Source organism: Streptomyces sp. NPDC037126 (assembly GCF_055605965.1).
The window spans coordinates 296,761-322,892 of record NZ_JBVJTD010000007.1; the positions used below are offsets into that span (position 1 = coordinate 296,761).

24 protein-coding genes and 5 pseudogenes are annotated in these 26,132 nt (G+C 70.2%); 12 read left to right on the forward strand and 17 right to left on the reverse strand.

What is annotated here, in order from left to right; translation table 11 throughout:
- Positions 1-72 precede the first annotated feature (72 nt).
- Complete coding sequence (locus tag ACZ7FF_RS18940) at positions 73-1,269, reverse strand: hypothetical protein (RefSeq protein ID WP_470813355.1); 1,197 nt, start codon at positions 1,267-1,269, stop codon at positions 73-75.
- Positions 1,270-1,282: 13 nt separating this feature from the next.
- Complete coding sequence (locus ACZ7FF_RS18945; protein ID WP_470813356.1) at positions 1,283-3,784, reverse strand: CHAT domain-containing protein; 2,502 nt, start codon at positions 3,782-3,784, stop codon at positions 1,283-1,285.
- 256 nt (positions 3,785-4,040) lie between these two features.
- Between ACZ7FF_RS18945 and ACZ7FF_RS18950 the strand changes: the two genes are divergently transcribed.
- Positions 4,041-4,823: a maleylpyruvate isomerase family mycothiol-dependent enzyme gene (locus ACZ7FF_RS18950; protein ID WP_470813400.1), complete on the forward strand. Its 783-nt coding sequence runs from the start codon at positions 4,041-4,043 to the stop codon at positions 4,821-4,823.
- A gap of 289 nt (positions 4,824-5,112) precedes the next feature.
- Entirely contained in the window at positions 5,113-5,235 is a 123-nt protein-coding gene (locus ACZ7FF_RS18955) for a hypothetical protein (protein ID WP_470813357.1), read from the forward strand.
- Positions 5,236-5,378: 143 nt separating this feature from the next.
- On the opposite strand, the gene ACZ7FF_RS18960 is transcribed toward ACZ7FF_RS18955, so the two are convergent.
- Positions 5,379-6,104 carry a dienelactone hydrolase family protein gene (locus ACZ7FF_RS18960; protein ID WP_470813358.1) on the reverse strand — a complete coding sequence of 242 codons (726 nt, stop codon included), beginning with the start codon at positions 6,102-6,104 and terminating at the stop codon, positions 5,379-5,381.
- A 1,210-nt stretch (positions 6,105-7,314) separates the two neighbouring features.
- On the opposite strand from ACZ7FF_RS18960, the pseudogene ACZ7FF_RS18965 reads away from it, so the two are divergent.
- Positions 7,315-7,916, forward strand: a pseudogene (locus ACZ7FF_RS18965) (dihydrofolate reductase family protein).
- A gap of 93 nt (positions 7,917-8,009) precedes the next feature.
- Here the strand turns inward: ACZ7FF_RS18965 and ACZ7FF_RS18970 are convergent.
- Positions 8,010-8,750, reverse strand: coding sequence for a class I SAM-dependent methyltransferase (locus tag ACZ7FF_RS18970; RefSeq protein WP_470813359.1), 741 nt, complete (start codon positions 8,748-8,750; stop codon positions 8,010-8,012).
- A gap of 73 nt (positions 8,751-8,823) precedes the next feature.
- On the opposite strand from ACZ7FF_RS18970, the pseudogene ACZ7FF_RS18975 reads away from it, so the two are divergent.
- From ACZ7FF_RS18975 to ACZ7FF_RS18985, 3 pseudogenes are all read left to right on the forward strand, one after another.
- A pseudogene (locus tag ACZ7FF_RS18975) lies at positions 8,824-9,156 on the forward strand (SpoIIE family protein phosphatase); the annotation flags it as partial.
- Positions 9,141-10,283 (forward strand): annotated as a pseudogene (locus ACZ7FF_RS18980) (ISAzo13-like element transposase-related protein); the annotation flags it as partial. The pseudogenes ACZ7FF_RS18975 and ACZ7FF_RS18980, both read left to right, overlap by 16 nt.
- Positions 10,284-10,286: 3 nt before the next feature.
- A pseudogene (locus ACZ7FF_RS18985) lies at positions 10,287-10,745 on the forward strand (transposase); the annotation flags it as partial.
- A gap of 264 nt (positions 10,746-11,009) precedes the next feature.
- On the opposite strand, the gene ACZ7FF_RS18990 reads toward ACZ7FF_RS18985, so the two are convergent.
- The 6 genes from ACZ7FF_RS18990 to ACZ7FF_RS19015 all read right to left on the reverse strand — a co-directional run bounded on the left by ACZ7FF_RS18990 (position 11,010) and on the right by ACZ7FF_RS19015 (position 15,866).
- Positions 11,010-11,354, reverse strand: coding sequence for a MerR family transcriptional regulator (locus ACZ7FF_RS18990; protein ID WP_470813360.1), 345 nt, complete (start codon positions 11,352-11,354; stop codon positions 11,010-11,012).
- 951 nt (positions 11,355-12,305) lie between these two features.
- Positions 12,306-12,788: a DUF5994 family protein gene (locus tag ACZ7FF_RS18995; RefSeq protein ID WP_470813361.1), complete on the reverse strand. Its 483-nt coding sequence runs from the start codon at positions 12,786-12,788 to the stop codon at positions 12,306-12,308.
- A 249-nt stretch (positions 12,789-13,037) separates the two neighbouring features.
- Positions 13,038-13,325, reverse strand: a complete 288-nt coding sequence (locus ACZ7FF_RS19000) for an SCO5918 family protein (protein ID WP_470813362.1) — start codon at positions 13,323-13,325, stop codon at positions 13,038-13,040.
- A 54-nt stretch (positions 13,326-13,379) separates the two neighbouring features.
- A complete protein-coding gene (locus ACZ7FF_RS19005) occupies positions 13,380-13,715 on the reverse strand; it encodes a CBS domain-containing protein (protein ID WP_470813401.1) in 336 nt (111 codons plus the stop codon).
- Between the two features lie 152 nt (positions 13,716-13,867).
- Positions 13,868-15,412: a DEAD/DEAH box helicase gene (locus ACZ7FF_RS19010; RefSeq protein WP_470813402.1), complete on the reverse strand. Its 1,545-nt coding sequence runs from the start codon at positions 15,410-15,412 to the stop codon at positions 13,868-13,870.
- A 247-nt stretch (positions 15,413-15,659) separates the two neighbouring features.
- Positions 15,660-15,866: a cold-shock protein gene (locus ACZ7FF_RS19015; protein WP_360154462.1), complete on the reverse strand. Its 207-nt coding sequence runs from the start codon at positions 15,864-15,866 to the stop codon at positions 15,660-15,662.
- Between the two features lie 730 nt (positions 15,867-16,596).
- Here ACZ7FF_RS19015 and ACZ7FF_RS19020 point away from each other — a divergent pair.
- Positions 16,597-17,229, forward strand: coding sequence for a DUF4360 domain-containing protein (locus ACZ7FF_RS19020; RefSeq protein ID WP_470813363.1), 633 nt, complete (start codon positions 16,597-16,599; stop codon positions 17,227-17,229).
- Between the two features lie 76 nt (positions 17,230-17,305).
- A complete protein-coding gene (locus tag ACZ7FF_RS19025; RefSeq protein ID WP_470813364.1) occupies positions 17,306-17,503 on the forward strand; it encodes a helicase associated domain-containing protein in 198 nt (65 codons plus the stop codon).
- A gap of 76 nt (positions 17,504-17,579) precedes the next feature.
- Here the strand turns inward: ACZ7FF_RS19025 and ACZ7FF_RS19030 are convergent, their stop codons facing one another.
- Positions 17,580-17,948: a nuclear transport factor 2 family protein gene (locus ACZ7FF_RS19030; RefSeq protein ID WP_470813365.1), complete on the reverse strand. Its 369-nt coding sequence runs from the start codon at positions 17,946-17,948 to the stop codon at positions 17,580-17,582.
- Between the two features lie 568 nt (positions 17,949-18,516).
- Here ACZ7FF_RS19030 and ACZ7FF_RS19035 point away from each other — a divergent pair.
- The 4 genes and pseudogenes from ACZ7FF_RS19035 to ACZ7FF_RS19050 all read left to right on the forward strand — a co-directional run bounded on the left by ACZ7FF_RS19035 (position 18,517) and on the right by ACZ7FF_RS19050 (position 19,892).
- Positions 18,517-18,873, forward strand: a complete 357-nt coding sequence (locus ACZ7FF_RS19035; protein WP_470813366.1) for a PRC-barrel domain-containing protein — start codon at positions 18,517-18,519, stop codon at positions 18,871-18,873.
- Between the two features lie 469 nt (positions 18,874-19,342).
- Positions 19,343-19,522 carry a hypothetical protein gene (locus ACZ7FF_RS19040; RefSeq protein ID WP_470813367.1) on the forward strand — a complete coding sequence of 60 codons (180 nt, stop codon included), beginning with the start codon at positions 19,343-19,345 and terminating at the stop codon, positions 19,520-19,522.
- Between the two features lie 21 nt (positions 19,523-19,543).
- Positions 19,544-19,702 (forward strand): hypothetical protein, encoded by a 159-nt coding sequence (locus tag ACZ7FF_RS19045; protein WP_470813368.1) that lies wholly within the window; start codon positions 19,544-19,546, stop codon positions 19,700-19,702.
- A 97-nt stretch (positions 19,703-19,799) separates the two neighbouring features.
- Positions 19,800-19,892 (forward strand): annotated as a pseudogene (locus tag ACZ7FF_RS19050).
- A gap of 29 nt (positions 19,893-19,921) precedes the next feature.
- Here ACZ7FF_RS19050 and ACZ7FF_RS19055 read toward each other — a convergent pair.
- From ACZ7FF_RS19055 to ACZ7FF_RS19080, 6 genes are all read right to left on the reverse strand, one after another.
- Positions 19,922-20,770, reverse strand: a complete 849-nt coding sequence (locus tag ACZ7FF_RS19055) for a lysozyme (RefSeq protein WP_470813369.1) — start codon at positions 20,768-20,770, stop codon at positions 19,922-19,924.
- 149 nt (positions 20,771-20,919) lie between these two features.
- Positions 20,920-22,782: a M1 family metallopeptidase gene (locus tag ACZ7FF_RS19060; RefSeq protein ID WP_470813370.1), complete on the reverse strand. Its 1,863-nt coding sequence runs from the start codon at positions 22,780-22,782 to the stop codon at positions 20,920-20,922.
- A gap of 321 nt (positions 22,783-23,103) precedes the next feature.
- Positions 23,104-23,760 (reverse strand): maltokinase N-terminal cap-like domain-containing protein, encoded by a 657-nt coding sequence (locus ACZ7FF_RS19065; protein WP_470813371.1) that lies wholly within the window; start codon positions 23,758-23,760, stop codon positions 23,104-23,106.
- Between the two features lie 43 nt (positions 23,761-23,803).
- Entirely contained in the window at positions 23,804-24,475 is a 672-nt protein-coding gene (locus tag ACZ7FF_RS19070) for a spherulation-specific family 4 protein (protein WP_470813372.1), read from the reverse strand.
- Positions 24,472-25,371 carry an NAD-dependent epimerase/dehydratase family protein gene (locus tag ACZ7FF_RS19075; RefSeq protein ID WP_470813373.1) on the reverse strand — a complete coding sequence of 300 codons (900 nt, stop codon included), beginning with the start codon at positions 25,369-25,371 and terminating at the stop codon, positions 24,472-24,474. The genes ACZ7FF_RS19070 and ACZ7FF_RS19075 overlap by 4 nt, the downstream gene beginning before the upstream one ends.
- Positions 25,372-25,378: 7 nt before the next feature.
- On the reverse strand, positions 25,379-26,092 hold the full coding sequence (locus ACZ7FF_RS19080) for a nucleotidyltransferase family protein (protein ID WP_470813374.1): 714 nt from the start codon (positions 26,090-26,092) through the stop codon (positions 25,379-25,381).
- Positions 26,093-26,132: the final 40 nt, after the last annotated feature.

The following is a 26,132-nucleotide window of genomic DNA, read 5'->3' on the forward strand; positions in this document are numbered from 1 at the left end:
GGCCTCTCGACACGAGTGGACCGCGGCAGTTTCGGACAGGACCTTCGTCATGATGCTCCCCGGTTGCGGGACTCAGCGTGCGGTGTCTCTCCAGGACGCGCCCATGACGTCACCGATGACCGAGGCCACGGCAGGGAGGTCCCAGTACGCCGAGTGCGTCCACATACCGGTGCTCGCCCGATGGCCGACCGACAGATCCACCGGCTCCGTGCCGTCGTGCAGCCGGAACACCTTCGAAGCGGCGAAGGCCAGGACATCCAGGGGTTCCCAGAGATTGGTCCAGCGGTTCAGCGAAGCCGGCAGCTGGACGGGCAGGCTGCCCTCGTAGGGCCGCAGTTGCCCCCCTCTGGGATCGCACACGTGGAAGAAGGCCGCCTGGGAGCCGAAGGTGACCAGGGAGTCGGTCCACAGGGGTGTGGCAGCGGTGGCCATGTCGACCGCGATCACACCGCCGAGGCTGTGAGCCACCATGCGCACCGGCCGAGAGGGACTGCGCCCGAGGTCGGGATGCACTTGGTCGATGACCTCGCGGATCCGTGCGTGGATGGTCTGCTGGTGGCGTTGGTAGACAAGCACGTCGCCGAGAAAGCGTGTGGTGCCGGGCCCGAAGCGGCTGCGCAGGGCGTGGTTCATCCGGGCGCCCGCCGCCTGGATCGCGGCGCCCGCGACACGGTCCAGGTCCTGCAGCCGGCGCCGCACCAGAGTACGGAGGTGGGTGTCGCGCCCGGTTCCTCCTCCGCGCAATCCGTCAGAGGCGTCACCGCCGTCAGGGTCGGTCTCGTCCAGGAGGGCATGCGCCAGAGAGCGTCCCGTCTCCAGCAAGAGCTGCACGTCGCCCGTACGACACAGCCACTCGGTGTCGCCCCACACGTCTCTTACGCACTCCAGGACCTGTCCGGCATCGAGCCGGTCTCCCCCGCCCTCCCGCAGCTCCTCGTCCTCCCCGTCGTCCACCGCGGCCAGGCGTTTGCGTACGGCGGCCTCGACCTGGGACAACTGCCAGTCCTCGTCGACGGGTTCGGGAAACAACGCCGCGGCGTAGCGATCGGCCGCCGGGGGTTCTGCGGTCTCACCGTCACGCAGCGTCGCCGCACCGGTCCGGTAAGCGGGTAGAGCGGCGGCGATGAACTCCTCCTGGGCACCCAGGTCCCCCCAGTGCACCGGGACCATCTCAACTCCGGATGCTGCAGCGAGGGCCGCCACGGCGGAGGAGAACCCATCCCGGTCGCGGTTGGCGACGCCGTGAACGACGAAAACGGGATCTGCCATGGCCCGACTCCTCCTAAGCGGTGGCCCGCACAGTGGCAGCGGGGCTGCCGTACACGGCGTAGGCCAGCCATGTCGGATCGCCGCCGTGCTGGTCGCGGATGGTTTGCCGGGCCGACAGCGAAGCCTGGCCCAGGGTCCGGTGGTGGCTGAGCAACTGCTCGTAGAACGCTTCGGCGAACTGCAACGCGGTGTGTGACCGCACCGGCCAGAGGGTGCCGATGAACGCCCCCGCGCCGGCGTTGAGAAACTGCGGCGCCCACCCCAGGCTCTCGCCGAACCAGTCGATCTCCCCGGCGCTTCGGCAGGCGTTGAAGAACACGAGAGGACGATGGGCTCGCAGCGTACGGAGCTGAGCCGCGGACGCCAGGTCGATGGGGTCGAAGGGACCGTCGGCCATGGTGACGCAGGAGCCTGTCCCCGTGAAGGCGTTATGACAGGCGAAGTGGATAAGTCCGGCGTGCCCGCCTTCGATGAGGGCGGCAAGTTCCGTCCGCTCACTCAGCACACCGGCGTCGGCCACGCCGGCGCCCAACCGGGCCCGCAGGCTGGTCACTTCCTCGCCCGCGTCGGCGGGCGACCCGGGCGGTACGACGAACGCCGCGGTCGGCACGCTGAGACTGCGGACCCGGTCCTGGCCGAACACGCGACGAACGACGGGCAGCCATTCGGCCAGGAACCCTCTGTCCTCACGTCCTTCGTTCAAGGGGTAGAGCAGTTCCCAGGGGACGATGTCGTGCTCTCCCAGGACCGTGAAGGCGGTCACGCTGTCCGCCTCCTCCCAGAACTGCCGCTGGACTGCCTGCGGTACGGCTGAGGTCCACAGTTGGACGCCGTGATTGCGAAGGCGACGACGCACCCGCATCCCATGCCCGTCGTCTCCGCCTGTCACGACGGCTTTGGCGGCTCGCCTCAGCTCCGCGTAGATTTGCTCGGTCGCCCGGCGGGGGTCGCCCGCACGGAAGTGAAAGGGCTCCGGTGCGTAGAACCGCTCGCTGATGAGTTGAAAGCTGTACGTGCCGGCCACCTCGTCCTTGAGGACCTGCAGGGTGGCTTCGCCTGGATCGAAAGCCATGGAGGGCAGTGGAGCGTGATGCTGCGGACCGTCTCTCGTGACGCTGCCGTGCTCCACCGAGATCTGACAGGCCACCTCTCCGAGGAAGGTGCCGCCACGGAAGACCCGCACCGTCACCTCATGGAGGCCGGGCGTCGGGGCCCGCAACCGGAATCGCAGCACATCCGAGTCCTGCCCGGGCATCACGTGCAGCTCCTGCTGGAGGTCGTCGACGACCACCAGCCCGGGGGCATGGATGGTGACCAGCACCCGGATCCCGTCCCGAGGGACGGAGAAGGAACGCAGCTGTACGCCCTGTCCACCGCCTCGCACGATCTGTACGTGCAGGGGTACGACGCGCCCGGGTGCGGTCTGCGCGGTGAGCTCGGCGACCAGCGACCGCGGCTCCGCCGAGGCGCCGGCGCTGTCCGTGCCTGTCCCCGGCGGAAACTGTGGCGGAGCATCGATGCGGGAGTGGTCCATCGGGAGCCCGCCGGGTCGGTCGGCACGCGCTTCGGCCGGGGTATCCCTCTCCCCCGTCACCCCGAGCACCTCGTCGATCTGCGCCAGGTTGAGTCGGTCGTTCGGGGAAGCCGACGCCGCGAGCATCAGCTCGGCGCACAGTTCGATCTCCGCAAGGGCCACTTCGTCGCGAACTGCCCCGGCCTTGCGGGCAGGTTCCGCATCCCGCGGGGCTGTGGTCACCCGACCGGCCTGCCCCGCGCCACGGCTGATGTGCGCGAACTCTACGGAGTCGGCGCGCTCGGGCCGGGGTGTGACGCTGTGGACGGTGTGCTTGGTGCCGCTGCCACCCGGACGCGGGGCGGCGGTGGGTGTCGGGTGCGAGGGTTCGGTCGACGCCTCTGCCGGGATCGCCGGGGCGGGCCGGCCGGGCAGGTGGAACCAGGCGCTGACCTCGCCGTCTTCGAGGCGCAGCCTGGCCGGGGCGTAGCGCGCGTGCCGGACGGGTCCGGCGCCGTCGCTGACCCAGCCTTCATACAGGGATCGGGAGATCACCAGCACCAGGTCGGCTTCCTCGGCGTCAAGGAGCCGCCGGGCGAGGGGGGCTTCGGCCAGCCGGCAGGCGAGGGCGACCGCCTGCCCCCGGATGCCCCGCTCGTCATGCGAGATGGGACCGGTATGCATACCGATGCTCAATCTCAGCGGTCGGCGCAGAAGCCGGTTCTCGTACGACAGGTTTGCGTGCACCTCCACAAGCCACGACCCGAGCAGATGGATCGGACTGATATGGGGTGCCACGACTACGAGTACGGCGTCGCCTCGATCGTCCAGGTACAGGGCGTCACCCGTGACCCCGGCGTTCTCGAAAGCCGTCTTCAGCATACGGTGGACACGGTCGCGCAGGGACAGCTTGTAGAGGCCGTCGCACTCGGCAGAACACATGGTTTCGACGGCTATCACCAGGGCGTAGGAGTACGAAAACCCGCGAGCGTCATGCCTCACGCGTCACCCCTGCCCCAGGCCGTCGCCGTTGCAGAGCTTGCGGGTGTTCGGGTGGCGCGGTGGACGCGGCCGCCTGGCTGCGGGCGGCTTCGATCGAATCACAGCATCCTCCCCCCGGTCCTTCCGCGATGACCTTCCACAGTAGGTGGGGCGAGTCGCGGTATGGGCCAGTTCGCGGATTATGCCAAGGGAGCACGGCTGTGACGGGGCGCGATCGGATCGGCCTCCTACGGCAGTACGTCGCAGGCTTCTGCGGATCAGTGCGGGGCGTCGATCGCTCGAACGGGGGCGTGCCTTTCCCCTCTGCCATCAGTTGATCGACGAGCGGTCGGCCGCGTTCCGGAGTGCGGTTGCCGCCGCGCCCGGCCTTGACACGCCGGTGCCGTCCTGCCCTGAGTGGACGTTGTTCGATCTGGTGCAGCACCTGGGTACGGGTCAGCGCTGGTGGGCCGCGATCGTCGCCGCGGGCCCGGCCGAGGCTCCGCCGGCCAAGGATGCCGCGGAGGTGCCGCACGAGCTCGAGGCGCTGCTGACCTGGTACGCCGAGTCAAACGAGCTGCTGCTGAGTGCGCTGCGCGAGGCTGGCCCGGAGCGCGAGTGCTGGGCGTGGTGGGGCGCCGGCGTGTCGCCGGTGAACGCCTGGGGCGTTGCCCGGCGCCGGGTGCACGAGGTGCTGGTGCACACCTATGACGCCCAGCTCGCCGCAGGCGCCCTGCAGCCGATGCCGGCGGACGTCGCGATCGACGGCGTGGCCGAGTTCCTCGACACCTGCAACTCCACCCCGGCGGCCTGGCCGCACGAGGCCGCCACCATCCACTACCACGCCACCGAGGGCCGCTCCTGGCTCCTCGCGCTGGACAGCACCGGTGCCTGGCCCGCACCCCTCACGGACGACGCCGCGCCCGCCTCCGCTTCGGCCACGGGCACGGCCGAGCAGCTGCTCCTCTTCGTCTGGGGCCGCCGCACGCTGAGCGACCTGAAGATCGAGGGCGACCAGCAGGTGTTCGAGCAGCTGATCGCCTGGGAGCCCGAGGAGTAGCCAGTCAACACCGTGCCTGCGAGACAGAGGCACGGCGGGCGCTGGCGTCGTGATCACTGAAGACGGTGCTCATGTTCCAGCAGACGCATCCTCCTGAGGTGCGAGGCGTGGTCCCGGCGAGCGACTTCACGAGGTTCCATGAAGTCCGCGAGCCCACCCAAGATCACGCAGTACCCGCTCGCACTCGCGGTGATCGTGGCGACGCACGTTTCCTGGACCCCTGTCGGGCCGCGAAGTACCTGCGCGGAACCTGCTGGCGCCTGCCTCGCGTCGGGTCGCTTGGGCTGACGTGCAGAAGAATGCGGGCTCGCCCGTGGCCGTGCCGTCCGGCCTGGCGAACGCCCTGGTCATCGTTGCTGACAACACTGTGCACCTGGCGATCAACGCCGCCGCCCTGGTGTGTTGGGGGTGATGGCGATGACTGCGTCAGGGCGACGGACCGGAATGCGCCGGGAACCTGCCGTGGTGACCGGTAAGCACCGGCGGTGGAGCTTGGTAAATGGTCACGGCCGAGCGGCTCGGGCTTGCGGTACGGAGTCGCGGTTGCCAACCAGATCACTCCGTTATGGGCAGGCACTCTGCGAGCAGGTTGACGACGTCACGCCACGCTCGCTGCGCGTGCCGTGGGTGGTAGCCGACGCCGGGTCGCACGGTGTGGTCGACCGGTGGGTGGTGGAAGGCGTGCAAGGCGCCGCCGTAGACCACGAGGCGCCAGTCGACACCCGCGGCCTGCATCTCGGCGGTGAATGCTTCCCGTTGCGCGGGCGCCATGATCGGGTCTTCCGACCCGACCCCGGCCCATACTGGGCAGCGGATGCGCGTCGTCTCGCCCGGCCGGCCCGTGGTCAGTGCGTTGACTGTCCCGATCGCGCGCAGGTCGACGCCGGCGCGCCCGAGTTCCAGCGCGATTGCGCCGCCGGTGCCGTAGCCGACGGCGGCGATCTGGTCGGGGTCGGTCCGCGGTTCGGCGCGGAGCACGTCGAGCGCCGCGTGGCCGATGCCTCGCATCCGGTCGGGGTCGGCGAGCAGTGGCATGCAGCGGGCAAGCATCTCCTCGGGGTCGCCCAAATAGCGCCCGCCGTGGAGGTCGAAGGCCAGCGCCACGTATCCCAGCTCGGCGAGCGCATCGGCTCGGCGGCGCTCGACGTCGCTGAGCCCCACCCCCTCGGGGCCGACCAGGACCGCGGGCCGGCGGTCGGCACCGGCCGGGAGCGCGAGGTGCCCGATCATCGTCAGGCCGTCGGCCGCGTATTCGACCGTGCGCGTTGTAACCGTCGTCATGAGCCTGGACTGTAGTGATCGCCGAGCCCGGTGGGGCCGGTGTTCTGCCGCTGGCAGAGCTCATGCATCACGCGCTTTCAACGACACCTACGACGTCCACGACACGGCGACGTGCAGCGTCGTACACACCCCCCCCACCTGCGGGTGATGCGACAGCGCACGACGCTTCCGCGAACCAGAGAGAACGTCGCCTCGTACACCGCCGTGCAGCTCGGAGCGACCGTCGCGATCACCCACGCGCTCGGCTACCGCGTCATGCCGACCGCGCTGCTCGCGGGCGCGGCCGTCAACGCCTCGACGCACGCCGCGATCGGCCGCGGAGCCGTTCTGCTGTGGCTGGCGGAGAAGACCGGCAAGATCGGATGCATCGAGCACTGCAAGGCCGCCCGCGTTGACGACGACGGCCAGGCCACCTCGGAACTCACCGGGCCGGCAGCGCGTGGCTGGAGCTGGACGCAGCCCTGCACCGCTCCATCGGCATCGCGGCCGCGGCCGTCACCACCTGGCCCACCACGCGTTCCGGGGTCCGCCGGTGAGCCGCACCCGCATCGAACGCGTCCGCGCCGCGGTAGGCATCGCCTCGCCGGCCCTCCAGCAGATCACGGACGACCTCGGCGCCGACGACATCGACCAGGAGGAGCTCGCCGCGATCCTGCGTGAGCTCATCGAGGACGACGACCGCCCGGCGGCCTCATCCCGACCCTCGCGCAGATGGTCACCGCCGTCGCGCGCCGTGCCGAGCAGATCGAGCCGGACCGCGACAGAGACGCCTCCTGCCCGCTGCAACAGGCCGCCGCCCTGATCACCGGCTACGCCGCGCGCGCCTGACCTGGTCCGCCCGCTCCCTCGACACGCAAGGAGCCAGCTGAGATGGCGAGCGGGAGACGGAATGAGGCCCCAGCCGCCGCACCCGCTCCTCCCCGGCCGATCTCCCGGCCGTGCACCGGGCGGAACGTCAACGAATCGGGGGCTATGGAAAGCCGTCCGGGAAGAGATGGGTGCCGAAGTCAGGCGCCCGCGATGGCTGTAACTCACGGGTCCGTGCGCAGGTCGTGCGTGATGATGCCCTGAATGTCGGGACGCCCGCGCGCCGCGAGAGTGCTCACCCGGCACAGTCAGGAGACGCCGGAAGATTTTTTGGGCGCCGATGTCGAGATCCGGTGGCCGGCCCCGTCCCCGTGGTGAACCCTTCCACAACGAGGAGCGCGACATGAACCAGCCGGCCGGTGGACGCCGTATCGTCACCAACATGGCCCTCTCCCTCGATGGCCGCTACGCTGCCCCGGACAACCCGCTCGACATGAGCTGGGTGATGCCCTACGCGGTGTCCGACGTCGCACGCGACCATCTCACCAGCCTGTGGGGGACGGCGACGACGGCCCTGCTCGGTCGCGTCAACGCCGAGGTTTCCTCGGGTTCTGGCCCAGCGTCATCGGCATGGAGGGCGCCGACCCGCGCGACGAGGGCTTCGCGAAGTGGCTCACCGGCACCGACAAGGTCGTCCTCTCCTCCACCCTCGACACGGCACCATGGGAACGGACGGTGATCGTCAACAAGCCGACCGCCCAGGCCGCCGACGACCTCAAAGGCAGCCCAGGCGGCGACATCCTCGTGCTCTCCAGCGCGAGCGTCATCAAGGCACTGCTCGCAGCCGACAAGATCGATCGGCTGGCCCTCACCGTCTTCCCCGTCCTCCGCGGCGGCGGACCGCGCATCTTCGACGACGGCCTGCCCGCCGGCAAGTGGACACTCGTCAGCCAGACCGCCGGCGAAGACGGCACACTTGCGCTGATCCACGACCGCACCCACTGAACCGAACGGCGACCGAGCGCGGCATGCACCCCGCCGCCGTCTCCAGTTCCTGCATCGCTTTGCCCAGGGCAATTCGTCTCGGCACGGCGGAACTTACGGTTTGTGGGTTACCCAGAGCAGTTCCGCCGGCCAGCGGTGTGCCCAGTCGGGTGGGTGGGTTTCGTTGTAGCCGTTGGGTGTTCCGAGTTCGGGCCGCGGCTCGATGAGGTCGTCGATGATGAGACCCGCGCCGCGCAGGACCTTGACCCAGTCGCCGTAGGTGAGCTGATAGCTGGTCGCGTCCTCGTCTTCGGCGATGGTGTTCAGCCCGAAGTAGTCCTGCTGCAGCGTCGTGGTCACGCGGCTGGCGGCTTCGTCGTAGCAAGCTTCGAACCATGGGCTGGCGACGTTGAACACCAGGCGGCCGCCTCGGTCCAGGACGCGTGCGGCCTGCGGGACGGCCAGGTGCGGGGGCGCCCAGCTGAGCCCACCGAAGTCGCAGAACACCAGGTCGAAGCTCTCGGCGGCGAAGGGGAGTTGTTCGGCGGCGCCTTGCACCAGCGGGTAGCGGGCCGCTCCCATCGCGCGAGCTGCTGCTGCGAGTTGGGCTTCGGACAGGTCGAGCCCGACCACGGTGGCGCCCTCGGCGGCGAGCGCCTTGGACCACTGGCCGGCGCCGCAGCCGAGTTCGAGGACGCGCTTGCCGGTGACGTCGCCCAGGGCGTGCAGGTGCGCGTCGGGGATGGAGTACATGCCCCACAGCCGGGGTGTGGCGCCGATTTGCGGGTCGTGCTCGTGCTGGTATGCGCTGCTGATCTGGTTCCAGAGCCGCCGGTTGGCGGGGATGCTGTCCACGTGCCGACTCCAGCACTGCCCGCCGGGGGCGGTCAACACGAATTGGGGCACTGGCCGGCCCTCGCCTCGGTCCGTCCCCGTCCCGGCCCCAGTCGGCCACCACCGGGTCGCCGTACGCTACCGGCCCGCGATCGGCTCCCTCAGCGTCTGCGACGACTGATACGACCTCGTCGAACTCCACGACGGCGACAAGATCGCCGTCGCCGTCGGAGACGTCGTCGGTCACGGCCTGGAGGCCGCAGGCGTCATGGGCCAGCTGCGCAGCGCCCTGTCCGCCACCTCCCGGGTCGCCACAGGCCCGGCGCGGGCCCTGCAGGTACTCGGCCGGTACGCGCACTCCCTCACCGGCGCCGAGTCCACCACCGCCGTCACCGCCTTCCTCGACTTCAGCCGCCACCTCATCACAAATGGAACAAAATTGAGCACCGGCTGTTCTCCCACATCACTATGAATTGGCGCGGACGCCCTCTGACCAGCCACGAAGTCGTCCTCAACACGATCACGGCGACCACGACCCGCACCGGTCTGCGCGTCGAGGCCGCTCTTGATGAGGACTCCTGCCCGACCGGCATCGCGGTCAGCCGCGAGCAGATCCAGGCCCTGCCGATCACCGCGCATGACCAGCACGGCAAGTGGAACTACAGCATCGCCCCGACCGGCACCACCGCCCCCGCGCCACGCGCCGACGAACGGGCGAAGGCCCGTGCCCAAGCCCTGCAGATGCTCGCCGACCCCCGTCTGACCGGCATGAGTACAGACGAACTAGACATACTGCGGGCCCAGTTGGCCCCGGCCCAGGCAGCAGCGCCCGAGCAGCACCGTTACGTGCTCCGCACAGGACGACGCGTCGCCACCACCGGCCGCAGCCGAGCCCTGCGGTCGGACGCGGACGAGGTCCTTCTCACCGTCATCTACCTGCGTCAGGTCTGCCCGCAGAAAGTACTGGGCGACCTGCTCGGGATGAATCTGGTCACCATCGGCCTCAGCATCAAGGCCATCCGGAAGCTGCTGGACGAGCGGAAGATCAGCATCACGCCCACCGTCGTGCGCTACTTCACCCGCGCCGAGGACCTCCGCGCGTGGGTCACCGGCAGCGGTCCGGTCGGGCACGCTCCCGCGACGCTGACCCGTCAGGCACTGACGGATCCGAGCCTGACCGGCATGTCCCGCGAGGCACGGCATGCCCTGCTCGAAGAACTGATCGTGCCCTATGCCGCCGCGATCGAAGAGCGCCGCCACCGTCAGCGCGGGGGCAACCGGCGTCCGGGCACCCGCGCCGGCGTGTTCCGGCAGAAGATCACCGACGGCGACCGGATCCTCGCCGCAGTCCTCTACCGCCGCCGCGTCTGCGGCCTTGACGCGCTCACCGAGCTGTTCGGTGTCTGCAAGAGCACCCTGTGGAACGCGATCCGTGATGTCCTGCCGATCCTCGACGACCGCCACATCGACGTTGCCCCCGCCGACCACCGCCACCCCAACGCAGCCGACCTGCTCGCCTCAGTCGGCGCCGATATCCACCAGGTTGTTTCTTGACGGCTTCACCTGCTGCGAGACTCCTTCCGCTATGCCGCCCGGCAGGACTGGGACAAGATCGCGCGTCTCCTCAAGCCCGTCTGCACCGCCCCCACCGGAGAGGCCGCCCTGGACCGGTTCGCCAAGTTCGCCGACGCGTGGGGACGGAAGTATCCGGCGATCGTGAAGCTGTGGGAGAACGCCTGGGAAGAGTTCACCCCTTTGCTGCGCTTCGACACCGAGATCCGCCGCATCGTCTGCACGGCCAACGCGATCGAATCCGTGAACGCGCGCATTCGCCGGGCGGTCAGGGCTCGCGGCCACTTCCCCAACGAGCACGCCGCCCTGAAGTGCATCTTCACGGCGATCATGTCCCTCGACCCCACCGGCAAGGGACAGGCCCGCTGGAGCATGCGCTGGAAGACCGCACTGAACGCCTTCGACGTCACCTTCGACGGCCGCCTCTCGGCAGCCCGCCAGTAACCCCAACAACCCCAGTCACACCGCTCGTTTGACAGGCCCGTCTTCCCGGTTCACGACACCGCCCAGGCAGCCGAAGCTGCCTGGCGGCCTCCGGCAGACTGACCCACTCGACAGCCGAGCCCGCAGGACTGCGGGTCGGTCTTCAGCGGTCGGGTCATGCGTCGGCGCCAAGCAGTCGATCTGGAACGACGAGGGACCCCGTTGAGCGCCGGGGCCCTCGGTGTCGCGCTGAGTCAAGGCGCCGACGTCGCGCCGGCGTCCTGATCAGGCCGAGGTCTTGGGCTGCGGCTCGCTGTCTTGGGCGCGCAGTTGCTCGTTGATGCGCTGGGCTTCTTCGAGTTGGTCTTCGAGGATGACGATGCGGCAGGCGGCCTCTATGGGGGTGCCCTGATCGACGAGCTCGCGGGCGCGGGCGGCGATGCGCAGCTGGTAGCGGGAGTAGCGGCGGTGGCCGCCTTCGGAGCGCAAGGGGGTGATCAGGCGATGTTCGCCGAGGGCGCGGAGGAAGGCGGGGGTGGTGCCGAGCATGTCGGCGGCCCGGCCCATGGTGTAGGCGGGATAGTCGTCGTCGTCAAGGTTGTCGACGGGACGGTGACTGGCAGGGGGCATAGACCTCTTCTTTCGGAAACGCGACGGGGGGCCCGGGTGCCAGTACTGGCACCCGGGCCCCGAGCTTTCAACACCATCTACCGGCAACTGCGCCGGACTTCTGTGTCCGCAGGATCCGCCTGGTAGGGCGGGGCTGCGGGGATCGCGAATGCGTGACCGGGGACCACCTTCCAATCCGGGGCCTGCGGTACCCGGGCGGACTCCTCTTGCCCGGGCGATCCCGATGGCGTTCTGCTCCTCACCTTCGGCTACTCGGTTGTACTGCTTGGGTACCGCGGGTGCTGCTCACGGTCCCTGTGGACCGCGTTCTTCTCTACCTGCTCGCACAGCAGTTCGTGTCTGCCGTGCCCACTTAGACTTCCTGGGTACGACAAGACAGTAACTCCGTGATGCGCCAATGTCTACTACTGTCATGACAGGTTTTCTCCATAGGCCCTGGATGGAGTTCGACCTTAAATGCACACGAAAGAGTGATGTCCGGGTTTGCGTTCCGGCTCGGCGAGCGCACGCTGACTAGGCCGGACGGCTCATCCGATCCAGGCGGGGTGGGGGCGCAGGACCGACGTCGAGGCGACACATACGCAGGCCCGCGGGGCTCGTGTTGTGGCCGAGAACAGTCACGCCGGCACTGCCCATGCCGCGCCTTTGGGGAGGCTCTGGATTCGGCTACGGGCCGCAGAAACGGTGGAGACCTTGACTCTCGTAGTCGCACAGCTCGCCTCAGACGCCCTGCGCCGCGGCGGCCGCTCCCCCAGCCGGGAGGCCGTATCCCGATCACGCGCCCTGGACGTGCCCTGACGAGCCGACGGCGACAACCGAGTAGCGCGGGACCACCGCCCCGTGCGCCCCGGCTCCTCACCGAACCGTTGGCAGCAAATGGTGCGCGGTTCACGTACGCCCGCATCGGCCGGACGCCACCCGCTGCGGCGCCCTGTACCTGCCAGCCGTGCATTACCAGCAGTCACCCTCGAAACCGGCCTCGGCGAGTGCCAGCATGTGCGCGGCCGTCAGGGTGTTCGCTGGATCAGCCGCTGTGGCCAGCAACCAGGTTGCTGCCGCTCTCGACTCACCCGGCGGGATGACCAGCAGCTCTCGGTGTCCCGCGGTGTCCCAGTCCAGGGCGATGGCATGGACTTCGGCATCCACGGCGGACAGGACGACTTCGATCACGCGGCCGGGCAGCGTGACCTTCTGCGGGACGTCGGGCCAGGCGACGGAGTCCACGGTGACGCGGGCGACGATGCCGAGGCCGGGATCCAGCGAGCCGAGGAGCGCCGGCAGCTCCAGTTCCAGCATGTCGCAGCGCGGCCACCAGGCTCCCTGGACCGGTCCGTGGCCCCCGCCTGGAGCAAGTGCCACCCTGGCGGCCGGCATCCGGTAGGTACGCGCTCCGTCCGAGGAGACACCCTCGGCCGGCGTTCCGGTGACGTCCATCGAGCGATCCCGTCCCGGCCGGCTCCTGGCCGTCCGCTTCCGTCGTTCGCCGGGAACGGCACCGCCGTGGCCGCGCTGCGCGAGATGCTCTCGGTGCAGTCAGGGTACGTCCGGGGCAGCGGCCGCCGGTGCCGTCCGAAACTCAAACGGTCCGAACGAGACGCGGCCGACGAGAGGAGGCGGCGTCGGTATCTCACATGACGAGGCCAGTCCGGTGACGGAGGGACGGGCGTGGCCGCAGCGAGGATGTCACCAGCCCAGCAGGTCCTCATTGACTCGCGTTTCCGGCACCGAGGAGACCGGGGGCGCGTCGTGGCAGGTGAAGCCGAGCTGGGTCAGTGCCCGGCGCACCTCACCTGTCGTGAAGTCGCGGCGGTCCAGCTTGGTGATCACGCCACCGACCTGCATCACAGGGTAGACACGGCGGCCGATGGTCACGGCAACGCCCGTGACCGGCTCGGCCGTGATGCCACTCATCGACTGCTCGACCTCACTTTTGATCAGGTCGAACGGGAAACGGGCGATGACACAGCGCATGGATGACTCCGCAGGTTGGGGAGGAAGACGGAGGGGTCGGCCGCGCGGCGGCGGTTAGCAGGGCAGGGCGAGGACGCCGAGGGCGTAGCCGTACTCGTCGGTCACGGGGGAAGCATCCAGGGTGCGGGCCCGCATGGCGGCCACCGCCTGGCCGAGGACGGCCACGGCCGAGGTGAACGGTCCGCGGTCGAGCGGGATGTCCCGCAACCGCGTTCGTTCGGTGTACCAGGAGCCGCCGCGGTGTGCGGCGAGCTGGGCCCGGGTGACCAGTCCCGTGCAGCGCCCGTCCTCGTCGCGTAGGAGCAGGTGCGGGACGCGGGCGCCGATGAGCACGGACAGGGCCACGTCGACGGTCATGTGGTCGTCCACCTGGGGGCCAGGTGCGTGCATGGCGTCGCGGGCGGTCAGACCGGTGCCGTCGGTGTCTTCTGCCTGTGGTGAGCGGGTCGGAATCGGCGTCAAGGGCTTCTCCTCTTCGTCGGGGCGGCCAGGGCCGGGGGAAAGCTCGCCCGACCGCCGGGATCGCCCTGCCGGGGCCTGGGCTAGGGGTTGGTCCTCGGGGCGGAGCGACGGGTCCTGGCGGCGGCCTGCCCAGCCCCGCCACGGGCGGAGCTCCCTGCCCTGCGACCCCGACCGCGCGTGGCGGCCGCCGCGCGCTTGCTCCGTTCGGCTCGTTCGCCGACCGGTGCGGTGACGGTGACGGGTACGCCGGACGGCGTTCGGGCGCCGGTGATGCGGTGCAGCTCGGCCTCGCCCGGGCGGATCCGGGCGGTACGCGGAGTGATGTCGGCATCGGCCATGAGACGGTCCATCGCGCGCCGCTGGTGCGGCAGGACGAGGGTGACGACGGTGCCGGACTCACCGGCGCGAGCGGTGCGGCCGCCGCGGTGCAGGTAGTCCTTGTGGTCGCCGGGAGGGTCGACGTTCACGACGAGGTCGAGGCCCGCGACGTGGATCCCGCGGGCGGCGACGTTGGTGGCCACCAGGGCCGTGACGTGGCCGTCCTTGAACTGGGCGAGGGTCCGGGTGCGCTGTGACTGCGACTTGCCACCGTGCAGGGCCGAGGCACGCACCCCTACGGACAGCAGGTGCTTGGTCAGCCGGTCGACCGCGTGCTTGGTGTCCAGGAACATGATCACGCGTCCGTCGCGCGCGGCGATCTCGGTCGTCGCGGTGTCCTTGTCGCCGTCGTGTACGTGCAGCAGATGGTGCTCCATGGTGGTGACGGCCCCCACGGACGGGTCGACCGAGTGCACCACGGGGTCGTGCAGGTAACGGCGCACCAAGAGGTCGATGTTGCGGTCCAGGGTGGCCGAGAACAGCAACCGCTGGCCACGAGCGGGGACTTGGTCGAGCAGTTCGGTCACCTGCGGCATGAAACCCATGTCGGCCATCTGGTCGGCCTCGTCCAGGACGGTGACGGCGACCTGGTCCAGTCGGCAGGCGCCCCGCTCCAGGAGATCCTTGAGGCGGCCGGGCGTCGCGACGACGACCTCGGTGCCACCGCGCAGTGCGTTCGCCTGTCGGCCGATCGGCATGCCGCCCACCACGGTAGCGAGCCGCAGTCGCAGGGCGCGGGCGTAGGGGGCGAGCGCGTCGGTGACCTGCTGGGCCAGTTCCCGGGTGGGGACGAGGACGAGCGCGAGCGGCTGCCGGGGCTGGGCGCGCTGCCCGTCCAGACGGGCCAGCAGAGGCAGGCCGAAGGCGAGCGTCTTGCCCGAGCCGGTACGCCCCCGGCCCAGGACGTCCCGGCCCGCCAGCGCGTTGGGCAGGGTGGCCGCCTGGACAGGGAAGGGCACGGCCACGCCCTCGGCACCGAGCGCGGCCAGCAGCAGTGCGGGCATCTCTAGCTCGGCGAACGACTCGACGGCGGCCAACGGTTCGGTGAGGGTGACCGGCAGGGCAAACTCCTGTCGGCGCGGAGTGGAGCGTCCGCCTTGGCCGCTTTTTCGTCCGGGACGGGGAGGCTGGTGGGCCGTCCCCTGCGTCCGGAAGCGGCTGCCGGGAGCGGAGGCTGTCGAACGCGAGGACCTCTTGGTCCCGCGGAAGCCACCTGGCGTGCCCTCAGTGCGACGGGTGCGGTTTATTGAGGAACCTTCCTCGATGCGGCGTATCGAGGAATTCCGTCAGGCGGTGACGACCGCACGAGGATTCACAAGAATGAGCCGAAGAAAAATGCGAAGTGCCACGTCTCGTGGTGTTGAGACAGGGGCGGTCGGCAGTCCGGGAAAACCGCAAAGCGACGGAACCGATGAGGCTGGGGCCCGCACCCCAAGAGTGCGGGCCCCAGCCTCATGATGCGCGAACCACGGGTTCGCTGCGATCGCGTCAGTGTCAGGCGGGAACGATGTTCTCTGCCTGCGGGCCCTTCTGGCCCTGCGTGACGTCGTAACTAACCTTCTGGCCTTCCTGAAGCTCGCGGAAGCCACCGTTGCTGATGATGTTCGAGTAGTGGGCGAACACGTCAGCGCCGCCACCGTCCTGCTCGATGAAGCCGAAGCCCTTTTCCGCGTTGAACCACTTCACGGTGCCAGATGCCATATTGAATCTCCCTTGGGGGCAGTGCCGGACTCCGCACTTTACGAAGCCGAGTCGCCGCGATGATCACCCCTCCGGAGAGATCCGGAAATCTCTGCAAGGAAAAGTTCCCTGGTAACCAACTGCAACTACTGCCACGCTAACACAGTCGACCGGATCCTCATGCATTTTGCCGAGTTTCCAGCGATTAGTGTGATGCCGCGGTGTGCATTTCTGTACCGGCGGGACGAGATTTTTGTGCTCTGCTCGTCCAGCTTCTGGTGCATTACGCACATATCTCGGTGCACGTGTAGGGCGTCGTCAAGTTGCTCCTCGAGAGAGGTGGGGTACGCGATCCCGAGAGGGTTGGCCCTGATCGACGACCTCCGCGGGCACTGCGGCGATGCGCAACCGGGTGCGCCAGTACCGGCCGTGGCCGCCCTTCGAAGACAGAGTGATCAGCCCGGCCTCGCCGGCACGGGCGTCGTTCCGAGCACGCTGGCGGACACCCCATCGTGCAGGTGGAAAAGTCGTCATCGTCAGCGCCGCAATGAGTCCCGGCTCGATCCCTCGCGCGCCGTTCTTTCCCTGCGCGCGGGTGAACGAGGTCTCCAGCCTGGCGGCCGTCTGAGCGACTGAAGCCTCACGTTCCGTCAACTGTCGTGCAGCGTGTGGTGCGATGCCCACGTGAAATCCGGGGAAGGGCTCGAACGGTGACGCCCGTCCTGGATCCGTGGACGATGAAGGGAAGCCCATGGTGCTCCGCGCGCTGGCCGCGACTGGTATCGCCGCATCGTTGTTCGGTTCGTCGGCCGCCGGTGGCAGCCCGCCCCCGCCGCCGGAGCGGATCGTCATCGACAGCGTGGCGGCCAACGGCTCCGGCTGCCCGGCGGGGACGGCCGCCGTGGCAGTGTCCCCTGACAACACCGCCTTCACCGTCACCTACAGCAACTACCTCGCCCAGGTGGGGCCCGGCGCGGCGCCGACCGACCGGACGAAGAACTGTCAGCTCAACCTGCAAGTCCACGTCCCGGGAGGCTACACCTACGCGATCGCGTCCGCCGACTACCGCGGCTTCGCATCACTGGCGCCGGGAGCATCCGGGACCCAGCGTGCCAGCTACCACTTCCAGGGCAACGCCCACACCACCAACTCCACCCACCGCTTCAAGGGCGGCTTCACCGACAACTGGCACACCACCGACACCGCGAACGTCGCCGCCCTGGTCTTTGCCACCTGCGGGCAAGAGCGCAACCTCGACATCAACACGGAACTGCAGGTCGACCCCGGCACCTCGAGCCCGAGCGCCACCAGCTTCATGGAAATGGACTCGACTGACGGCAGCATCAAGACCGTCTATCACCTGACCCTGAAGCAGTGTCAGTGATCTCCTGAGTCCTCGTCACGTGGCCCGAAACGGGCCACGGTGAGCGGCTGCAAGAGTACGAGCGCGACTGCGGGTAGTGCAGCCAGGCCGATCACCCGCCCAGGCCCGCGCCACTCGGTACAGCTGCGCTTCCGACGGCGGCCGCGACGGTGAGGCGGCGGAGGAACACCACGTACGGCTAGGGGCATGGGTGAGCAACCAGAGATGCAGGGCCGCGGCCCTGTCACCTGAGCGCGTAGAGCGGCTGGCCGCCATCGCCACGCGAGGGTCCTGACCATGAACGCGATCCCCGGTCGCCATGGCGCCGACAATATGTAGCCAGTAGGTGCCGGCGGCGGCCGGGGTAAGCGTCATGCCTCGGGGAGCCGGTCGAGGAAGCCGAGGACCGAGGTGACCCGGCCGTCCTCGGCCAGAGTGATCACATCCGAGCCGGCGACCGGAGCGGATCCGTCCGCGGTGGACACCAGCTCCCAGCTGAAGCGGGCGATGTGATGGTTGCCGTCCACCGCACCGGCCAGCTTGAACTCGAAGCCGGGGAACTGCTCGTGCGCGGCCTGGATGACCGCGGCGATCGCCGCGTGACCGCGCACGTCGGCCAGCGGGTCGGTGTAGGTGCCGTCCTCGGACCACGCCACGGCGACCGCCTTGGCCAGCGCGTCGGCGTCAGCGGCGTTCCACGCCTCGAAGTAGCGGGCGACGGCAGCAGCATAGATCGTCACGTCAGAACTCCCTGTCGAGTGAAGTGGGCCTGGAGACCAGGCACGTTGGACCAGGTCCCGGACCGGAGTGCGCCGGCCCGGAACCCGATGACTTAACCCTGCCGCACCCCCGCCGACCACGCGATTACCGCACAGGTAATGACAGCCCGGACCCACTCAGGCAACCCGTCCACCCCGGACTCCACGAACGGCACCGGTGCGAGGCGGCACGCCACTCCCCCAGCCGGCTGCGGCGCCTCGGGCGATCTTCTCCGAGGTCGCTGCCACCGCCCGCCGCAGGTGTGCTCACTGACACGAAGCCGCCACATCGCACCGCGGACCCGGACCTGACTGCGGAACTAATGGTGTGTCCCCTTCCGGTCCGCGAGCCCGGTCTGGCCGTGTTCGCGGGATGACGAGTCCGATGGCGGTAAGCACCGTCGGCGATCGTGAGAATCCCGGCGACGGCAGCCTTGCCGCGAGACGCCGGCATCAGGCGTTTACAAGCCCGCTTCACGGACAGTTGGAGCCCCCGAGACGGAAACCGGGATGCGCGGGCATCCCTCAGGCGCATCTGTGGAGGACGAGCGTGACCGAGAACATGTGGAACTACGCGCCGACGGCCGGCCACACTCCCGACGCCGATCTGACCGGCTATGCGGTGGAGGCGACCGACGGACACATCGGCAAGGTCGACAAGCACTCCAGCGACGTCGGATCGCAGTACATCGTCGTCGACACCGGTATGTGGATCTTCGGCAAGGAGGTCCTGCTCCCAGCCCCGACGATCACCACCATCGACCACGAGGCGAGGACCATCAGCGTCGCCCGCTCCAAAGAGCAGATCAAGAGCGCACCGGAGTTCGACAAGGACAAGCACCTCGGCGATCCCGCCTACCGCGACCAGATCAGTGGCCACTACGAGACCGGCGGCCCCGGCCACTGACCCCGCTGACTCCCCACGCCGTGCAGCACGGTGATCGGCAGTTGAGAGTCGGCCGCGACGAGGTGGGAGAGCATGCCCGCCATCGCGGGTGATCCCCATGCCCGCGCCGGCGAAGACCGCCGGCCGCCCCGAGTCGTCGAGCACCTCGTCTCCGTACGGCAGCGACATCGACAGGGTGTAGCCCACGCCGACCGAGTCGTGCAGCAGCGTCGACATCTCGCCGTCGGGGTCGCCGCCCTCGCCGCGCACCCGTTTGACCGAGAACTGGCGGCGCTCGCCGTCGTCGGCGCGGGTCAGGCTGTACTGGCGCGGCTGGAGCTTGCCGTCGGGCATCCGCATCCGCACGGCCTGGTCACCAATGCCGCCAACCCCAAGGCCGGCGTGTTCGCGGTCTCCTTCCTCCCTCAGTTCGTGCCGGGGGGGAGTTCCCGTCCTGCCGGCGCTGCTCGCCTTCGCGGTGCTCTGGGCCGTGGCCGAGCTGGTCTGGTACGTGCCGCTGGTCTGGCCGGCCGGCCGGGTGGGCGGGGCGCTGCGCCGCCCGGCCGTCCGGCGCCGTATGGAGCAGGTCTCCGGCGCGGTGCTGGTCGGGCTGGGGGTGCGGCTGGCCGTCGACACCGCCGTGGTCACGCTGGTGCTGCCGCGCGCCTAGGACGCGGCGCGTGACCTCGGAGTGCTGAACATCGCCAACGCGGGCCCGCAGATCGTGGCGCCGTTCGTCGCCTCGGCCGTGGTCACCGCGTTCGGCGGCTACACCCCGCTGTTCCTGTTCGGTGGCGTCCTCTCGCTACTCGGCGCCCCGGCCATCCTGCCCATGCGCGGGGTGCGCTGAGGCACCGAGGCACAGGCCCGGCGCGTGTCAGCGTGACGTCAGCGGCCTCTGCGACCGTTGTTCACGTGAACGGCACGGGAGACCGGGCCGGGAGCGAGGAGAGGTGCCCGGAGCGGCTTATCGGGGACCGGGAGCAAGTCTCAAGGTCGGGCCCTCGTGGCCCACGCAGGTTCAAATCCTGCCCTCTCCGCGCGGCAGTCCGCGGGCACCCGCGGGGCCTCAGCCGGTGGCGAGGTCCCGCAGCTGGTCCTGGGAACCGTTGAACCGGTCGTGGTCGCCGACCGTCTTGCCGGTGGAGGTGTACTGCCACATGGTGTACGCCGACCAGCCGGACGGCAGCGTGCCCGCGGTCGAGGCGTAGCGGGCGATCCAGAGCGGGTTGCTCTTGCCGAAACCGCCGTAGTCGCCGGTGCACTGGCTCCACCAGCTGGTGGCCGTGTAGATGACGGCGTCGCGGCCGGTGCGGGTCTTGTAGCGGTTGAGGAAGTCGCGGATCCAGGTGACCATCGCGCTCGTGGACTTGCCGTAGCAGGCGTCGCCGTACGGGTTCCACTCGATGTCGAGCACGCCGGGCAGGGTCTTGCCGTCCTTGGACCAGCCGCCGCCGTGGTCGACGAAGTAGTCGGCCTGGGTGGCACCGCTCGTGGTGTCCGGGGTCGCGAAGTGGTAGCCGCCGCGGATCATGCCGGCGTCGTAGGAACCGCCGTACTGCTGGGTGTAGTAGGGGTTGGTGTAGTACGTCCCCTCGGTGGCCTTGGTGTAGGCCCATTTGGTGCCGGCCGCCCAGAGGGCCGGCCAGTCGACGTTCTCCTGGTGGCTGGAGACGTCCACGCCTTCGGTCTGGCCCGCGCGGGAGTTGTTGAGCGGGGTGTCGGCGCTGTCGTCGGCTCCGTCGTGGGCGAGCACGCCCATGCCCATGTAGGCGCTGCCCCGCACGGGTATCACCGGGCCGGTGTCGGGCAGGGCTGCCGGGGCGGACAGGGAGAGGAGGAGGCCGGTCAGCGTGCCTGTGACTGCCAGGCGCGGGCGGCCGCGATGAGGAGTTCGGGAGCTTCGCACGCCATCCATCTGACCCGGGGGCGGGCCGGACCGCACTCCGGATACCTCCCAACGAAGGGATTCCCGCCCGCCTTTGGGCCATCCGGGTGGTAGTCCCGCCGGATCGGCCGAACCGTGGGACGCGCCGCTCGGGCACGCCCACGGCCGGCCGGCCGGGATCAGCCGTCGATGCGGTGCTGGGTCCAGAAGGAGGTGAGGTCGGTGCTGGTGGCGGTCTGGGCGGCGGCCTTGAACTCGGCCGTGGTCGACACGCCGTACCAGTGCGCGGTCGCGTAGTCCTTCAGGACCTTGGCCATGGCGGTGTCACCGAGGACGCGCCGCAGGTCGTGCAGGGCGCATTTGCCGTAGCCGTAGACCACGGTGGAGTAGCGGGAGGAGTGCGCGTCCCAGTAGGCCATGGAGTTGGTGATCTTCTCCGCGCTCGACGCCCAGGAGACGCTGTTCCAGCAGTTGGCCCCGGTCTTGCCGAGGGCGAGGTCGGTGGCGTAGTCCGCGAACGCCTCGTCCAGCCAGGGGCTGTTGTACTCGTCGTCGCCGACGATGCCGTACCACCACTGGTGGCCGATCTCGTGGGTGAGGGCGGTGGAGCTGACCAGGTCGAGGACGAATCCGGGGTACTCCATGCCGCCGAACCAGTAGTTGTTGTCGAGCACGGCGTCCAGTTCGCCGTACGGGTAGGCGCCGAAGCGTCCCGCGTGGGCGTCCACGGCGGACTCGGCGGTGCTGAGCATCGACTGGGCGCTCGAGGAGCTGATCCCCGAGACGGAGTACACGTTCACCGCGACGCCGGCGGGCGAGGTGCCGGAGATCCTGCTGAAGGGCCCGGCGGCCCAGGCGAAGTCACGGACCTTCGACGCGGTCGCCGTGGTGACGGTGCGGCCACTGGAGCCGGGGGTGTCGGTGGAGGTCCCGGTGGCCGGGACCAGCAGGCCGCTGGGGTGGTCGAGGGTCACCTTGAAGTCGGCGGCGAGGGAGTAGAAGGACTCGCCGTTGTTCGTGTACGGGTCCAGGTGCCAGCCCGCGCCGTCGCGGACCGCGAGGACGGGCAGGGCGTTGCCGATGAAGCTGTAGGCGCCGTCGTGCCCGAACCGGTCGGCCCCGCTGGGCACGGTGATGCCGAGGTCGAAGCCTATGGTGGCGCTCTGGCCCTGGACGAGGGGTGCCGGCAGGTCGATCTTCAGGGCGGTGCAGGCCACGGTCGGGCTGCCCGCGGTCCCGCCGGTGACGGCCGTGACCCGGATCGGCATCGCGTCACAGGTGCCGTGGTAGTTGTCCCACAGCCGCAGGTAGACCTCGTTCAGCGGGGTGGCGGAGGCGTTGGTGAAGCTCACGCTCTCGTGCCCGGTCCAGACGGTGCCGCTCGTGTCGCTGCTGAGGTTCACGGTGTACGCGGGGGCGGCCGGGGTGCGGGTGGTGTCGGTGGGCGGGGGCGCGGTGCCGCCGGAGGTGTCGAGGGCGATGTCGTCCAGGACGAAGCTGGTCTGAAGACTGGAGTCCTCCGTACCGGTGAAGGAGAGGTCGACCGTCTGCCCCGCGAACGAGGACACGTCGATCGACTTCTGCACGTAGCCGGTGTTCTTGTCCAGGTTCGAGTACGTGGCCAGCGTGGTGCCGCCGATCTTGGCCGTCAGCTTGTCGTAGGCGGTGGACGAGGTCCTCTCGGCGGTGTCGATGTGCAGCCAGAAGGTGAGGGTGGCGGTGCTGCAGCCGGCGGGGACGGTGACGTGCTGGGTGAGGGTGTCGGTGTGGGTGCTGCCGACTCCGTCCAGCCAGGCGTAGGAGCTGCCGCCGTGGGCGCTCTCGCCGCTGCGGCTGGTGATCACCGTGGACGAGGACGGGGTCCACGCCGAAGTGCCGCTCTCGAAGCCTCCGTTGGTGACCACCTGGGCCGGAGTGCAGGTGGCGGCCGCGGGTGCGGCGGCCGGGCGGGCGGCGGCGGGTGCGGCGGGAAGGGAGAGGGCGGCCAGCGCGGCGACGGTGAGGACACCGGCGCCGAGGGCCTTGTGGGGGGTCGTTCTCACACGCTACTCCTTTGCGGCGGCCGGGATCCCGGCCTGCTCGATGACCGCCCGGCCGGCTGGGGGTACGCCGGGGCGGCCGCGGATCGGTCGTGCGCGATCGCTGTGCTGAGGAGCCGGTCGCGCCCTCATGGGGTCAGGGCGGCGACTGCCGAAAGGGTGACAGATTTGACCGGGGCATGCCAGAAGGGTCCCGGGAAGTGGGTGGGGTGCGCTCCGGATGCACTCGGCGCACGGGTGTGGGCCGGATCCTCCGGACGGGGAGGATCCGGCGGTCCGCGCCGGGTCAGGCGGTGCGCGTCGGTTCAGGCGGTCCGCGCCAGGTCAGGCGGTGCGCAGCGTCATGAGGACGGCCCGCAGCCGGGAGCCGTCCGGACCCGCCCAGCCACCCGCGACATGGCCGGCCACCGGCTCGGCGGGCACCGGCGGGTAGCCGGGGCCCGGGCGCGGGACGCGGTGCACGTGCAGGGTGCCCCCGCCGGGCACGCGCAGGTGCGTGCCGTCCCGGTCGTCGGACGGCTCCGGCGTGAAGCCGGCCAGGACGAGGGGGGCGCCCGCGCAGGAGCGGGTGACCTCGCGGTCGGGGGTGTCGGTGACGCTCTGGGCCTGCGCCTGGGCCCTCCCCCCGATCAGGGACAGCAACTCGGCGACCAGCACCGGGTCGTGGCAGCCGTCGTAGACCCAGCGCCTGCCCAGCACCCCGTGCTCCATCGTGCCGATCAGCGCGTGCCCGGCGCCCTCCAGCGGCGCGCCCCGGTAGGTCAACGGCACCAGGTAGGCGGTCCGTTCGGGGCTCGCGGTGTCGGTGGTCACCATGAACTCGATGCCGACCTCACCCTCGGGGTCGTCCAGCCGGAAGCCGCCGGACTTCTCCAGCACCGGGGTGTCCGGGCCGCCGCGGTACCAGGGGCGGGTGGGCAGCCAGCCGGTGAGCAGTTCCAGCTTGGTGGGTGTGACGGTGGTCTGGTGGATGACGGCCATGCCGGTGACGATCTCCCGTCGTGCGCGCGTACGGATGCCCCGATCAGCCTTCCACATCGCCCCTGCCGTCCAGCGCGGGGGTCAACTCGGCCCAGGGATTGGGTGCTTCGCCCGTCACCGGCCCGCAGACAGCCGCGCCCCGCTCGTGCGCGGTCCGCACGGCGAGCGGCACGAGGGCGTCGGGAACGCCGTAGACGAGGTGGCAGAGGCGGTCGGGCGGGTGGCGCGTGGTCCACAGCGGCCGGGTGAACGCCGAGACGTACGTGGTCCAGTGGCCCTCGAAGGTGACGGTCAGGTCGGCGAGCCGGGCGTAGCCGGGGGCCGGGTGGACGCCGGGATTCAGCACGATGGTGCCCGCGCCCAGCCGGCGCAGCTCCCGGACCAGACGACGGCAGCCGGGCAGTCCCTCCGCGATGGCGGTGACGCGGTCGAGGAAGCAGCCGTCGGCCTGGTACCAGGCCTGGTGCCGGCGTACGTCCTCGACGATCTCGGCCCGGTCCCGGACCCCGTAGTCGGTGTCGACGTAGCCGAGCAGCCGGGCGCCGGCCGCGCGCAGCGCCCCGGCCGCCGCCGTGTAGGCGGGGTCGGGGGCCGCGCCGGGCCCGCTCGCGGGGTTGAGGACGACCGCGTAGGTGCGGGCGGCCCCTCTGATCAGCCGGTGCCAGGCGCCCGGATCCTCGGCCGGGTGCACGTAGAGCGGGACCAGCAGGCTCACGGCGCCGGCTCCGTGGTGGCCGCCCACAGCGCGGCGAGGGCGTCGTCGAGGCCGTGTTCCGGCCGCCAGCCGAGGGACCGGGCGGCGGCGGAGATGTCCGAGCACTGCCAGGACACCTGGGCTGAGCGCGCCGAGCCGCCCGCGTTCTCCTCCAGCCGTCCGCGGAATCCCGCCCACCGGGCCAGCCCGTGCACCAGGTCCCTCACCGGTACGGCCGTTCCGCCGCCGATGTTGAGAACGGACGGCAGCGGTCCTGGCGCCGTGACGGCGAGGGCGACGGCCCGGGCGACGTCGCGGACGTCGACGAAGTCGCGGAAGGCCGACAGGTCCCCGAGCCGGAGCGCCGCCCCGGGGTCCCGCCCCGCCGAGCGCAGCAGCGCGGCCATCCGGCCGGGCAGGCTCGCCGGCGGGGCTCCCGGTCCCACCGGGTTGCCGATCCTGAGGACCACGCCGTCCAGGGCGGCGGAGGTCACCGCTACGGTGCCGGCCAGCTTGGTGGCGCCGTACGGGGTGACCGGGCAGGCGGGCGCCGACTCGGACACCGGGACGTCCGGCGTGCCGGGGCCGTACTCGGCGGCCGAGCCGAGATGGACCAGGCGGGCCGTGGGGGCCGCCTCGCGCAGCGCGGCGCACAGCGCGGCGGGGCCGCGGGCGTTGACCTCCGCCAGCGTCACGGGGTCGCCGCCGGTGGCGCCCGCGCAGTTGACGACGGCGTCGGGCGCGGCCGCCGCCAGGGTCTTCGCGAGCCGCTCGGGCCGGTCGGCGGCGAGGTCGACGCCGAACTCCGCGGCGGACGAGCGGCCGGCGGCGAGGAGCCGCACGCCCGGCAGGGCGCGCAGCTCCTCGGCCACGTGGCGGCCCAGGTATCCGGTACCGCCCAGGACGAGAATGCGCATGCGGTACTCAGGCTCCCTTGAGCAGCAGTGACTTACGGCTGGTGAACTCGGCGTTGGCCCGGTCGTAGTCGTCCGGGCGGCCGATGTCCAGCCAGTAGCCGTCGAACTCGTAGGCGTGCGGCGGGTTCTGCGCCCCCAGCAGGTCGAGGACGAGTTCGTCGAAGCCGAGCGGCAGCCCGGCCGTGTAGCCGTCGAGGGTGGCGCGGCTGAGGCCGTAGACGCCCATGGAGACCCGGTAGTCCATGCTGGGCTTCTCGGTGAACGCGACGACCTTGCTGGCGTCCGTGGTGAGCACGCCGAAGTCGATGTGCACCTTGCGGGCGTAGGTGGCGATGGTGAGCGGGGCGCCGGACTCCCGGTGCCGGTCCAGTACGTCGGCGTAGTCGAGGTCGGTGAGCACGTCGCCGTTCATGACGAGGAAGGTCTCGGGCAGCCGGTCGCGCAGGGTGAGCAGCGGGCCGAGGGTGCCCAGCGGGCTCTCCTCGGTGGCGTAGTCCACGGCCATGCCCCACTGGGAGCCGTCGCCGACGTAGGCGCGGATGATCTCGCCGAGGTGGCCGATGGCGATGGTGCAGCGGGTGAAGCCGGACGCCGACAGCTGGCGCAGCACGATCTCCAGGATGGCGTGCTGGTCGCCGATGGGGACGAGCGGCTTGGGCAGGGCGGTGGTGTAGGGCCGCAGCCGGACGCCCTTGCCTCCCGCCAGGATCACTGCGTGCATGGGCTCCTCCTTCGTGACATAAGGACAGGGGGACGTGCCG